Consider the following 13,221-nt stretch of genomic DNA (forward strand, 5'->3'; position numbering starts at 1 on the left):
CATGGGGATCGGCATGTTGCTCGCAGGCCAGGCCTGGGCTGACGACTGCCATTTGAGCGACTACGGCAGCCTGCCAGTAGCCATGGTCGGCAGTCGTGCCACCACCATGGTGAAGATCAATGGCACCGATACGCGCTTCATGCTCGACACCGGGGCATTCTTCAACTTCATGTCGACTGCCAACGCCGCATCGCTGGGGCTCAAGCTGGAACCCGCACCTTTTGGCTATCGCATGGGTGGCGTAGGAGGCCAGACGAGTATCCAGCAGGCCCACGTCAAGGAGTTCGGCATCCTTGGCACCACGCTCAAGAACGTGGACTTCATCGTGGGCGGGACCGACATAGGCGATGGATTGCTCGGCGCCAACCTGCTCGATTTCGCCGATCTGGAGATCGATCTCGCCCACGGCAAGGTGACGCTGTTCAAGGCGGAGCACTGCGAGAAGAGCTCGCTCGCGTACTGGGTGAAGGACGGCAACTACAACGTCGTGGATCTGGAGCCAGCTGACCGGGAGTACGACCGGCGCACTTTTGTCACGGTCATCATCAATGGCAGAAAGGTGCGGGCGGTGCTCGATTCAGGCGCCGCAGCCACCGTGCTGAGTCGCGATGCGGCCAAGCGCGCGGGCATCGATGTGAAAGCCCTGGGCCTCCAGGCCGGCACCAGCACCTTCGGCATCGGCGCCAAACCGGTCAGGACATGGACCGCGAACATCGATACGTTTTCGGTGGGGTCCGAAACGATCCAGCACAGCCAGATGATGGTGCTCGACGGGAATTTTGGCGACCAGACGGAGATGCTGCTGGGCGTGGATTTCCTGCTCGCCCATCACATGTTCATTGCCAACAGCAAGAAGAAGGCCTATTTCACCTATAACGGTGGGCGCGTCTTCAGCTTCGCAACCGCGGCGGACGACGAAACCAAACCCGCTGGCACGATGACCCAAGACAATGGCACGGCATCCCAGAGCGCCAGCGACCATGCCCTGCTGGGCCAGGCGCACCTGTCCCGCGGCGAAGCGAAGGCTGCCGTGGCCGAGCTGGATCAAGCAATCCGCATGGCGCCCGATCAATCGGCTTACTACACCGCCCGTGCGCGAGCCCATATGGCGGACAAGCAGCCTGGGGCAGCGCTCGCTGACCTGGACAAGGCGCTGAGCCTGGATCCAAAAAATCTCGATGCCTTGCAGATGCGCGCCGAACATCGCTACGCCAACAACGACCTGGCTGGAGCTGCCACTGATGCAGCGGCGGCTGGCGCGCTGGCGCCGGCTGGATCTGCCCGGGCACGTTCCATTGCCGCCTTGTACATCAGGCTCGACCAGCCCGCCGCGGCCTTGCCCTTGCTCGACGATTGGATCCGTCTGCATGACAACGACGCCATGCTGGGCTCCGTACTCAACGAGCGCTGTTGGGCGCGCGCGCTCAGCAATCAGGTGCTGGACGATGCCTTGAAGGATTGCCGCAAAGCCATCAAGCGCGACGGCGCCGATCCGGCTTATCTCGACAGTCTGGGCCTGGTCCAACTGCGCCTGGGACATTATCCCGAGTCCATCAAGGCTTATGAGCAAGCCGTTGCATTGGGCCCGGGTTCCGCGTGGTCGCGCTACGGACTTGGCCTGGCGAAAGTCCGCAGTGGTCAACCGGATGCAGGCAACGCCGACCTGGTTGCCGCGCGCGCGCTTGATCCGCAAATCGAACGACATGCCAGCAAGTTCGGTTTGACCGTACCGCAACCGTAGGAACGCGCACGTGACCAACGCCCTTCCCACCTGGATCCGCATCGCCCGCACGCGTGCGTCGGTGTTGATCCAACCGCTGGTGGAAGCGGTGGTGACCATGTTTGCCGTATTGGCCACGTTACTGTGCACACTGGGTATCGCACCCGGCAGCGGGCCGGCCGTGCTCGCGGTGGTGTTGAGCCTGTCGTTGTCGCGCAGTCATCTGGATCGCGACCTGCGCGGTCGGCTGGAAGCAGCAGTGGTCCTGCCGCTGGTGGGCCTGGTGGCGATCGGCGTGGGCATGCTGCTGCGGCAGACGCCATGGGTGGGTGCGCTGACCTTTGTCGCCGGCATGTTCCTGTCGATCTGGTTGCGCAACTTCGGCCCGATGGCACGCCGCGCGGGGCACTTGATCGCCCTGCCGTTTGTCACCTTGCTGACCGTGCCCCATGTGCACGCTGCCCATAGCGGCGCGCTCCCTGTCCTGCTGGTGCCGATCGTGGTGGCCTTGTTGGCGCTCTTCTGGGTCACGCTGTTCCATCTGCTGGGGCGTCGGTTGGGCCTGCTGCCGCCGATCACGGCACCGTCGCATGCGCACGCGACGCCGACGCAGGAACGCGGGCTGCGTCCCACCGCCAGCACGCGTATGGCCATCCAGATGGCAGTGGCCCTGACGCTTTCGTTTGTGGTCGGCTACCTGTGCTTTGCCGAACGCTGGGCTTGGATCGTACTCACGGCGTTCATCGTTCATAGCGGCAATCGCGGGCGGCTGGATGTGGCTTACAAGAGCGGCCTGCGCGTCCTGGGCGCGGCCGCAGGCACCGTGCTCGCGATGTCGCTGAGCTTTCATGCACAGGCGAACCCGGGCACCACCGGCGTGTGGATCCTGGCGGCGTTGTTCTTCGGTGTATGGCTGCGTCCGCTCGGTTATGCGTGGTGGGCGTTGTTCGTCACGCTGGCATTGGCGCTGCTGCAGGGCTTCGAGCCCCAGCCGCCGGGCATGCTGTTGTGGCAGCGACTTGAGGAGATCGTCATCGGCGCCGTGATCGGCCTGGCTTCGGCGTGGCTTGTGTTGCCGGTGCGTTCTACCGATGTATTGCGCCGCCGACTGGCGGACGCGCTTGCGGCGATGGCCGAGGCCACCGATCCGGCGACGCCCGAACGCAGCCCCGCACGCGTGGCCAAGGCGCTGGATGAACTGGCCGACATGGCCGCACCATTTCGCGCCGCGCGGCGATTCACCCAAGGCTTTCATGGCATCCAGCCTGCCGATTGGGTGGATACGCTGCTGGCCTGCCGCGCACCGGCCATCGAGGTGATTGCGCGAGGCGAAACCCCGGGCCGGCTGCGTCAGGCCATCGGCGCCGCACGCAAGTCGTTGCGCGAACCCGACACGCTGTTGCCGGCGCTGCAGCAGTTGCGCCAGACGCTGGCGGGCTGATCAATCGCCCGCAGGCAGGTTCTGTACGCGCGACAGCACGGATACACCGTGCTCATCGAACGCTTCCACCGCCACCACGTAGTTCACGCCCTTGTTCAACGAATGCAGCACAAGTCGGGTGGGCTGGTCGGCGAAGCGCTGATAGGTCGAATGCAGGCGATCGGCCGCCAGCCCCCAGCGGACGTTGTAGCCCACGGCGCCAGGCACGGGCGCCCAGACGATCTGGGCATCGCGCGTGTCGCTCGAGCGCCTGGCCGATAGCAGCGTGGGTGCCGCGGGCAGCGCGCCAGTGGCGTTGCCGAATACGCGTAGATCGGCAATGGCCAGCGTGTGTGCGCCGACATGTCGGTGGTTATAGCGAACATAGCGAACAAGAGCCGCCTGATCGAGTTCGATATACGCGTTGGCGCGATCGCGCGTTTCATGGGAGAGATCGGCCAGCGTGCTCCAATGCGTGCCGTCGCGCGATCCCTCCAGCACGAACTGCGTGACGATGTCGGGCGCATCGCCGTAGCGACCTGATTGGTAGTCGGCAAAATTCACCTGCACGGCGCGTACCGTGCGCTCGCCACCCAGATCCACCGTCAGCGTCTGGCCCGCCGTGTTGCTCGCGGCAAGCCAGAACGTGCGTGGATTCTCATCCGTCGCTGCCGAGGCAGGATGCCCGGGCTGGGACGACGATGCAGTGGCCTTCTTGCGATAGGACAGCAGCATCCATCCGGTGAAGGTGTCTTCGCCGTCCTGCAGGGCATGGTCAGGCATGCGATGCGGAAAATCACCGAAGCGCGTATCGATCCACATTTGGCCGTCTGTATGAAAACCGGCCGGGTACAGGCCGATGCGTCGCTCGAAGGTCCAGTTGGACCCTATCCACGACGTGCCGCTATTCCACACATTGCCGTGGGCATCCTCGAAGGTTGAGCCGTGGCCCACGCCGGTGACGAAACCGCCGGGCTTCTCGCCGACGGGGTTGTAAGGCGCATAACGGAACGGGCCGAGCGGCGCATCGCTCACCACCACGCCCGTGCCGTAGACATTGAACTCGGTACCCGGCGCTGCGTATTGCAGGTAGTAGCGGTCACCGTGTCGATTCATCCAGGCGCCCTCGAGAAACGGCTTGGTCGTTTCGTCGGTGTGGTCCTGGCCGAACCGTTCCCAGCCGTGCTGGGCCGGGTCCAGTTGAAGCAGCGGCTGCGGTCGGGTGACGAAGGCAAGCCGCTTGCCCTCGCCCTGGTCGATGTCGGCAAATCGGAGGTCGAGCCGGGCGCCGTAGAGCGGGTGGACGTTGGACGAATCCCAGTACAGATAGACCTTGCCGTCGCGGTCCTGGAACAGCGCCGGATCCCAGGGACCAGGCGGCAGCTCGTCCGGTTTCATGGTCGCTTCGCCCACGCTGGAGACTGCGCCTGGCACAGGCGGCAGCAGCCGGGTCCAGAAGGTCCAATGGCCATGCGCGGGGTCGGTGGATACGAGCAGCGGTCGCGGTTCAGTGGCGGACTGCATGAGGAACAGGCGGCCATCGGCGACCAGGGTCGCCGGCGCCACCTCGCTGTCGAACGGCCAGTGATCGGGCTTCACGAAATCCCAGTGCAGCAGATCGGTGGAGTGCCAGTAGCCGTCGGCGAGCGTCATGAACAGGTAGTAGGCGTCGCCGTAGCGCACCATCGCCGGGTCGGCGCCGGTGCGATAGGAAATACCCTCGTTCATCTGCTCGAAGTTGTAGCGGTAGTCGATGTCGATGGGGTTGGCCCAGGTCTGCGGGGCCGCCGGTGCAGCGGAAGCGGCGGTGGCGACCAGCCATGCCATGCAGCAAAGCATGACTCGCCGCAGAGGGGCAAAAGCCTTTGATATAGGGTCTGACATCGGATGCATGCTCATGCTGCAGCGCAGCGGCGCCGGATTCTGTGAACTTCCCTTATTGATCAGGTGACCCGGTCTGTAAGAGACTCCGTCACCATCGCCGTAAACGTTTACATCGTAGCCGCCCGATCACGGCCGGCCAACCCACTCCCCGTTGATCGAAGGACTCGTCATGACTACCCCGTCGCCGCTCCGCCGCCTTGCCCTGCGCACTTGCGCCGCGGCCTGCCTCGCCCTGCTTGGCTCAGTGCATGCGGCGCCCGCCGGTAGCGACGCCGTGCAACTGCAGGTCGACGCGACGGCCAAGGGCACGCCGCTGCCCCACTTCTGGGAAAACATGTTCGGCTCCGGCCGCGCCGTGCTCGCGCTGCGCGATGACTACCGCAAGGATCTGGAAGCGGTGAAGGGCGCCACCGGCTTCAGCTATATCCGCTTCCACGGCATCTTCGACCGCGACATGGGCGTGGCCTATCGCGATCCGCAGGGCAAGCTGCAATTCAATTTCAGCTACGTGGACCAGGTCTATGACGGCCTGCTCGCGCGCGGCGTGAAGCCGTTCGTGGAGCTGGGCTTCATGCCGCCGGAAATGAGCACCGATCCGGCCAGCCATCACGACTTCTGGTATCACCCCAACGTGATGCCGCCGAAGGATCCGGCCGAGTGGGACGCGCTGGTGCGCGCCTTCCTGCAGCACGAGATCGCGCGCTACGGCATCGAGGAAGTCTCCAGCTGGTACTTCGAGGTGTGGAACGAGCCGAACCTCGCGTTCTGGGGCGGCAAGCCCGAACAATCCACCTATTACGACCTGTATGACCGTTCGGCCCGCGTGGTGAAGTCGGTCGACAAGCGCTTGCGTGTGGGCGGCCCTGCCACCGCACAGGCCGCATGGCTGCCGGACTTCCTCAAGCATGTGAAGCAGAGCGGCGCGCCGATCGATTTCGTCAGCACACATGTGTACGGCGATGACACCGCCGACAACGTGTTCAAGACCAAGGAAAACATTCCGCGTCGCGACATGGTGTGCCGTGCGGTGGACAAGTCGCACCAGGAAATCGTCGCCTCGCCGTTCCCGAAGCTGCCGCTGATCTACAGCGAATACAACGCCTCGTACGCCAACCTGCCCAACGTCACCGACACGGTCTACATGGGCCCGTGGATGGCCAACACCATTCGCGAATGCGCGGGCAAGGTGGAGCTGATGAGCTACTGGTCGTTCTCGGACGTGTTTGACGAACAGGGCGTGGTGAAGACCCCGTTCTACGGCGGCTTCGGCCTGATCGCCGCCGACCGCATCGAGAAGCCGGCGTTCAACGCGTTCGCCATGCTGCACAAGCTGGGCGATACCCAGCTGCCGCTGAAGACCGACAGCGCGCTGGCCACGCGCCGCGCCGACGGCACCGTGGTGCTGGCGCTGTGGAACTACACCAAGCCGCTGGGCGACACCGCCGACTACACGCCGGGCGTGCCGACTGGTGCAGCCAAGCACTTTGATGTGGACCTGAAGCATCTGGGCAGCGCCAGGCAGGCCACGGTGTGGCGCCTGGACCAGGATCACGGAAACGCGGTGGCCGCGTTCGACAAAATGGGCCGCCCGGCAACCCCGAGCCGCGATGAGATCACTCAGCTACGTGAGGCGGGCAAACTCGCCGCTCCGGAACAGGCCACCCTGCAGAACGGCCGCCTGAGCATCGATATCCCGCCGCAGGGTCTGGTGGTGGTGGAACTGCACTGACCACCAACAAGCGTGTGACGCCGCCATCCCCTCGTGGTGGCGTCACACGCTGCTTTACCTCGCTGCAGCGGGCGCAGTGACCTCTGGCATTTGCGCCCCACTCTGTACGGATCAAAGCTCGCGCTGCTATCCACCACGGATGACGGCTATGCGTTTCTGGCGCGAGTGCCTGCTCGCTATGCTCATGTTGCTCGCGGCACCCGCCGTCATCGCGCAACGTGCACCGCTGCATCAGTCATTCGACCTACGCGTGCCATGGATGCCGCAGCCGGTGGCGGTCGCCGGCAAGGTCTCGCTGGTATACGAACTGCATCTCACCAACGAGGCGCAGGAGACGTTGACCATCCAGCGCATCGACGTCCTCGACGACCAGCAACACCTCCGTGCCGAACTGACTGGCAGCGAACTCCATGCAGCCATCGGCAGGGCCGACCGGGCAAAAGGCGACGAGCGCCTGCGTGTGGCGCCGGGCATGTCGGCGGTGGCATATCTTTCCGTTCCGCTGGCCGACACCGCCGCCGTGCATCTGCGTCACCGTGTGGTTTACGTCGATCAGGCCCATCAGAACCTCACCACCGAAGGCGGCGACGTCGCGTCAGTCAGTAACGCACCACGGCAACTGGGTCCGCCATTGCGTGGCGGCCCATGGGTGGCGATCTACGATGCGCGCTGGGAGCGAGGCCATCGCCGTGTGCTTTACGCCACCGACGGCAGCGTGAAAGTGCCGGGCCGCTTCGCCATCGACTGGATCCGCGTCGGGCCGCACGGCGGTTATGCGCAGGGCAAGGGTGAGTCGCCCAAGCAGTGGTTTGGCTATGGCGCCGATGTGCTCGCCGTGACCGATGCGACCGTGGCATCGACCGGTGAAGGCGTGTCCGAGCCACCCACGCTGGCCGACGGCGCCGCGCACAAGGTGTCGCTGGAGGATGCCGCCGGCAACTACGTGGCGCTGGATCTGGGTGATGGACGCTACGCGTTCTACGAACATCTCAAGCCCGGCAGCATCCGTGTGAAAGCCGGGCAACGCGTGCGCCGTGGGGACGTCATCGGGCAACTGGGCTTCACCGGCGAGTCCACCGGTCCGCATCTGCATTTCCATGTGAGCGATGCCAATGCGCCGCTTGCCGCCGAAGGTTTGCCATACGTGCTGACATCATTCCGTGTCCTTGGCGCCTATGCCTCCATCGAGGAGTTCGCACAAGGCCGAGCATGGACGGCGGCCACGTCGCCCGCGGCCGGCAACGGATTTCCTGCGCCGCTTTCCGTAGTCGACTTCGACGTTGGTCGTTGACGCTGCACCATGCAGACATGCGGGGAACGCAGCAGGAGCGACCAAACGCGAACCTGACGAATGCCGGCGCCAAGGCCCGAAGACCGTTTAGGGCAAAAAGTGACCCGCTCTCTCGCTGGCATGCGCTCATTACGTCGCCCCCTTTCCTGGCCTTTCGTCCAGCACCGCGCTTTGCAGGCGAAACATCGTCACTGCTGCCGTTGCATTTACTGGTCCAGACCTGGTGCGAACAGGTTGGCACGCTCTGTGCTCTGGCAGTTCTCAGTCGAACTGCCAGATAGATCGCACAATGCAAAAGCTTGTTCTTTTCCTGGACACTGATCTTCGCACGCTCGAAGTGGTGCGCTGGCTCGCCGACCGTGTCAAATCGCTACCTTCCAAGTGCGCAGCACTGCCTTGGGTGCGGGCCATCCATGCCGTATTTCGCCTGGCCAAACCCATCGCCATCACGGTGGTGGCGCTGGACATCATCCTTTTGACGACCGCTTGGCTCACGCCCCGACCCGAGCATTTCAGGATTGATCCAGGCCAGCACGGCATCGCCCCGTCGGCTTACTCGCCCTGGTACAAATTCACCGATCGCGTTCAACATCGCTCGTACGCCATGCTGACGTTCGACGATGGCCCGGCCGGTGGCGGACTCGACGAGAAGTTTCTCGAAGTCTTGAACCGCCACCACGCGCACGCGATATTTTTCCTGGTCTGCAAAAACATCAACGAGCGCACGCTGCCCGTGCTGGGAGAGATGGAGCGCAGCGGGAACGTGATCGGCAACCATAGCCTCGACCATCTGCACGTCCCCAGCTTGTCCTACGCGGATGCCTGGCATCAGGTCGATGCATGCAGTTCGCGCATCGCCGACATCACCGGGCATCGGCCGAAATATTTTCGGCCGCCCTTTGGTCATTCGTCAGCCTACGCTGACCAGGCTGTCCAGGCGGCCGGCATGAAGTCGGTGTTCTGGAACGTCAATTCCAAGGACTACATGTACCACGACCCGAATAAGATCTACGAATTGAGCACGCAGAGTCCCGGCGATATGTCGATCTTTCTCATGCACGAGCGTGCCGGCACCGCCGAAGCCCTCGACAAGATCCTTACCGACCTGGAGCACCGCGGGTTCACCTTTGTACTTCCGGATGATCAGAACGCAACCGGTGTTTGAGGTTTAGCGGCAGTCAGATCACCTTGACGTAGCTTGTCGCGCTCAAAGTCCGGGCGCGAGCGGCCACGTTGTAAGCCATGGGTCGTCCGCCCGGTTGTCCCGCAGCCCCATGGCGAGCGCTTTGCCGTCGGCCGTGACGGCCACGTGGCGATCATCGGCAAAATGCATCCACGCCGGACGCGCGGCCATGCGTTGCTGCAAGGTTTCGTGGCGATCCCGGGTCTCTCGCAACCAAAGCATCAGAGCGCCCATGCGAAGACTGGCCGCCACGTCCTGTTGGCGTGCAAGGTAAAGATCAAACTCAGGGCCCGGCATGCGAGACAGCATCGTGCCTCCGCTATTGGCCACCAGGTCGAAGATGTCGAAACGTGGGCTCGCGCCCGGCATGGCAAGGTGTTCGTCTGCCAGCAGCTTTTGCGGCAGGGTGGCATCGCATACGGCGCTGTAGCGTGGCGCCAACAGGCGCTGCGTGCCTTTCACGTCCAAGCTGAGGTTGTCGTACCAGTGTTCCTGTTTTCCAAAGAGGTCCGGCGACGCCAGCAGCGAAAATTCCGACCGGATGCTGGGGCACAGATCGACATCCGCGTCGGTGACTGGCGCGAATGCCGCGGCACACGACTCAGGCATGGGTTCATCGATCGGCGATGCCGCCAGCAATTGCGCAAACAGTTGTATGGCGCCGCGCAAACGAGCGGCGAAGATCATGCTGCTGATCAGGGTATCGCTGTGCGCATGCAGGCGACGCATCGTGGCCACCTGCGTGCAGGCCGCATCCATCGCTTGCGCCTGGTGTCCGTCGAGGAAGCTTGCTGCGATCGCGGTTTGCCATAGCCCCATGGACGCGCCGAAGGACGGTGTCGATGTCACAGGACTGATGGGCTTGTCCGTCCAGACGTAGTCAAAACCGCTAAGCGCTTCGTCACGCACAAGCCGTTGCTGATGGCGGGCCAGCACCTCGCTGACGGCATCGCGATGCGCCCGCACCTTGCCCAGGCAATCGGCTTCGCGCGATTTGCACAGCACGTCGCGATCGGCTTTGGATATCCTGGGAATCGAGGGGAAATCGGACTTGGGATCGGGTAGGGGGTCGGTGCTGCCGGTTCCAGGCTTGAAATGCGACTCCCACGCGAGCACGCGCTGGCGATCCTTGGCGAAAGCCGCGTCGAGCTGGTCGGCCGGCACATCGAAGTCCACGAACCAAAGCCATGGATATGCATTGCGACCCTGCGTCGGCTTGCTATCCGCCTGCAGCGCGGCCAGCGCCTCTTTTTGCTCCGGCGTCGGCGGACGCAGCCGCCCCCATGCAAACACCGCCACCACGGCGACGACCAGTCCAGCGACCGCCCACAGCAATCCCTTCAGCGCGCGATGCATGCGTGTTCCCCTTGTGTCCCTGCACGCATTCTAGCCACAGAAAAAACGAGGGGCGCCTAAGCACCCCTCGTCTCTCAGTGATCGCGGAAACTTGCGATCAGAGCGCGTAATACATCTGGAACTCCAGCGGATGCGTGCTGGCGCGGTAACGGGTCACTTCCTGCATCTTCAGCGCGATGTACGCATCGATGAAGTCGTCGGTGAACACGCCGCCGGCCTTGAGGAAGTCGCGGTCCTTGTCGAGCGCGTTGAGCGCTTCGTCGAGGCTGGCGCAGACCTGCGGGATGTTCTTCTCTTCTTCCGGCGGCAGGTCGTACAGATCCTTGTCGGCCGGTGCGCCCGGGTCGATCTTGTTGATGATGCCGTCCAGGCCGGCCATCATCAGCGCGGTGAACACCAGGTAGCCGGAGTTCATCGGATCGGGGAAGCGCACTTCGATGCGGCGGCCCTTCGGGCTGGACACGTACGGAATGCGGCAGCTGGCCGAACGATTGCGAGCCGAGTAGGCCAGCATCACCGGCGCTTCGAAGCCCGGCACCAGGCGCTTGTAGCTGTTGGTGGTGGAGTTGGCGAACGCGTTGATGGCCTTGGCGTGCTTGAAGATGCCGCCGATGTACCACAGCGCCGTCTGCGACAGGCCGCCGTACAGGTCGCCCGCGAACATGTTGTTGCCATCCTTCGCCAGCGACTGGTGCACATGCATGCCGCTGCCGTTGTCGCCGACGATCGGCTTGGGCATGAAGGTGACGGTCTTGCCGTTCTGGTGGGCGACGTTCTTGATGACGTACTTCATCGTCATCAGTTCGTCGGCCTTCTTCACCAGCGTGTTGAACTTCACGCCGATCTCGCACTGGCCGGCATTGGCCACTTCGTGGTGATGCACTTCAACCACCTGGCCCAGCGACTCGAGCACCTTGCACATGTCGGCGCGCAGGTCGCCCAGCGAGTCGACCGGGCTGACCGGGAAGTAGCCGCCCTTCACGCCCGGACGGTGGCCGGTGTTGTTGTCTTCGTACTTGTAGCGCGAGCTCCACGCGGCTTCTTCGGAGCCGATTTCGTAGAACACGCGGCCCATGTCGTTCTGCCAGCGCACGGAATCAAAGATGAAGAATTCCGGCTCCGGACCAAAGAACGCCGTGTCGGCGATGCCGGTCGACTTGAGGAACGCCTCGCCGCGCTTGGCGATGGAACGCGGATCGCGGCCATAGGCCTGCATGGTGGACGGCTCGAGCACGTCGCAGTGCAGAACCATCTGCGTGTGGGCGCTGAACGGGTCGAGGTAGGCGGTGTCCGGATCGGGCATCAGCACCATGTCCGATTCGTTGATGCCCTTCCAGCCGGCGATCGACGAACCGTCGAACATCTTGCCGTCTTCGAACGTGCCCTCGTCGATGGCATGGGCCGGGAACGTCACGTGGTGGTGCTTGCCGAGCATGTCGGCGAAGCGGAAGTCGACGAATTCGACCTCGTGTTCCTGGATCAGATCGAGCACTTTCTGGACGGGGGACGACATGGACAACCTCGACGGGCGAAAAGGTGAGTAATCGACAGGCGTCTGAGCAAGCCGCGTGCCAAGGGGAATGATCTTTTTATATCAATGGTTTAATTACTGCAAATCGATGATGACGCCGCTTGATTGCACGATGATGAAACATCACAAAGCACCATATTGGTGCAATGACGGCGGGTCGGGCGTTCCTGCTTTTGTGGGATTTGCCGTGCGGCGAAATCAGCCACATCGGATGCAACGTGCCCCAAAAACGCCACGCCAGTCCCTTAAGCTATGCCGCTTTGCGCCGGTATGGAACCGGTGCTGACCTCACTGCCGGAGTCTGTGTGAGCGACATCATCAACGTCATCCTGCTTGGCATCATCGAAGGCATCACCGAGTTTCTGCCCATTTCCAGCACGGGTCACCTGCTGATCGCCGAAAAATTCGGCCTGGGCCAGCGCTCGGACTTGTTCAACGTGGGCATTCAGGCGGGTGCGATCCTGGCGGTGACCTTCATCTATTGGAGCCGCATCTGGCAGTTGTTCACGCAGTGGCGTGACCCGGCCAACCGCGATTACCTGGCCAAGCTGTTCGTGGCCTTCATGATCACGGCGGTGCTCGGCTTTATCGCGGTGAAGCTCGGCTTCAAGCTGCCCGAAGCGGTGACGCCGGTGGCGTGGGCGCTGGTGATTGGCGGCATCTGGATGATTGCAGCGGAACGTCTCGCTGCCCGCCAGCCCGATCGCACGCAGGTGACGTGGCGCGTGGCCATCCTGGTCGGCATCGCGCAGATGATCGCGGGCATCTTCCCGGGCACTTCGCGCTCGGCGGCCACGATCTTCACGGCGATGCTGTTTGGTACCAGCAATCGGGCGGCGGCGACGGAGTTCGCCTTCCTGGTCGGCATTCCCACCATGTATGCCGCGACCGGCTACGAGCTGTTGAAAGTGTTGAAGGATGGCGGGGCGCACCACGAAGACTGGACGGCCTTCGGCATTGGTTTCGTGGTCTCGGCCATCGTCGCCTTCGTGGCAGTGAAGTGGCTGCTCGGCTATATCCGCAGCCATCGTTTCACGCCGTTCGCGATCTATCGCATCGTGCTGGGCATCGCCCTGCTGTTGTTGATCCCTGCAGGCGCCTGAGCAA

At 63.4% G+C, this 13,221-nt stretch carries 9 protein-coding genes; 6 read left to right on the forward strand and 3 right to left on the reverse strand.

Going from position 1 to position 13,221, the window contains the following annotated elements:
- Positions 1–13: 13 nt before the first annotated feature.
- Positions 14–1,741: an aspartyl protease family protein gene (locus tag AC1DKY_RS00260; protein ID WP_441601753.1), complete on the forward strand. Its 1,728-nt coding sequence runs from the start codon at positions 14–16 to the stop codon at positions 1,739–1,741.
- A 10-nt stretch (positions 1,742–1,751) separates the two neighbouring features.
- Entirely contained in the window at positions 1,752–3,161 is a 1,410-nt protein-coding gene (locus tag AC1DKY_RS00265) for an FUSC family protein (protein WP_441601754.1), read from the forward strand.
- Here AC1DKY_RS00265 and AC1DKY_RS00270 read toward each other — a convergent pair whose 3' ends face one another.
- Positions 3,162–4,967: a family 43 glycosylhydrolase gene (locus AC1DKY_RS00270; protein ID WP_441601755.1), complete on the reverse strand. Its 1,806-nt coding sequence runs from the start codon at positions 4,965–4,967 to the stop codon at positions 3,162–3,164.
- A gap of 226 nt (positions 4,968–5,193) precedes the next feature.
- Here AC1DKY_RS00270 and AC1DKY_RS00275 point away from each other — a divergent pair, with 226 nt between their 5' ends.
- The 3 genes from AC1DKY_RS00275 (at position 5,194) to AC1DKY_RS00285 (ending at position 9,209) form a co-directional block, all read left to right on the forward strand.
- Entirely contained in the window at positions 5,194–6,753 is a 1,560-nt protein-coding gene (locus AC1DKY_RS00275) for a GH39 family glycosyl hydrolase (RefSeq protein WP_441601756.1), read from the forward strand.
- A gap of 148 nt (positions 6,754–6,901) precedes the next feature.
- On the forward strand, positions 6,902–8,044 hold the full coding sequence (locus AC1DKY_RS00280) for a M23 family metallopeptidase (protein ID WP_441601757.1): 1,143 nt from the start codon (positions 6,902–6,904) through the stop codon (positions 8,042–8,044).
- Positions 8,045–8,333: 289 nt separating this feature from the next.
- Positions 8,334–9,209, forward strand: coding sequence for a polysaccharide deacetylase family protein (locus tag AC1DKY_RS00285; protein WP_441601758.1), 876 nt, complete (start codon positions 8,334–8,336; stop codon positions 9,207–9,209).
- A 42-nt stretch (positions 9,210–9,251) separates the two neighbouring features.
- Here AC1DKY_RS00285 and AC1DKY_RS00290 read toward each other — a convergent pair whose 3' ends face one another.
- Together AC1DKY_RS00290 and glnA are read right to left on the reverse strand one after the other, a co-directional pair.
- On the reverse strand, positions 9,252–10,583 hold the full coding sequence (locus AC1DKY_RS00290; protein WP_441601759.1) for a hypothetical protein: 1,332 nt from the start codon (positions 10,581–10,583) through the stop codon (positions 9,252–9,254).
- A gap of 97 nt (positions 10,584–10,680) precedes the next feature.
- Positions 10,681–12,096, reverse strand: coding sequence for a type I glutamate--ammonia ligase (glnA, locus tag AC1DKY_RS00295; RefSeq protein ID WP_441601760.1), 1,416 nt, complete (start codon positions 12,094–12,096; stop codon positions 10,681–10,683).
- A gap of 323 nt (positions 12,097–12,419) precedes the next feature.
- On the opposite strand from glnA, the gene AC1DKY_RS00300 reads away from it, so the two are divergent.
- Positions 12,420–13,217, forward strand: coding sequence for an undecaprenyl-diphosphate phosphatase (locus tag AC1DKY_RS00300; protein ID WP_441601761.1), 798 nt, complete (start codon positions 12,420–12,422; stop codon positions 13,215–13,217).
- The last annotated feature ends 4 nt before the right edge of the window (positions 13,218–13,221 follow it).

Source organism: Dyella sp. 01N448, assembly GCF_056399225.1.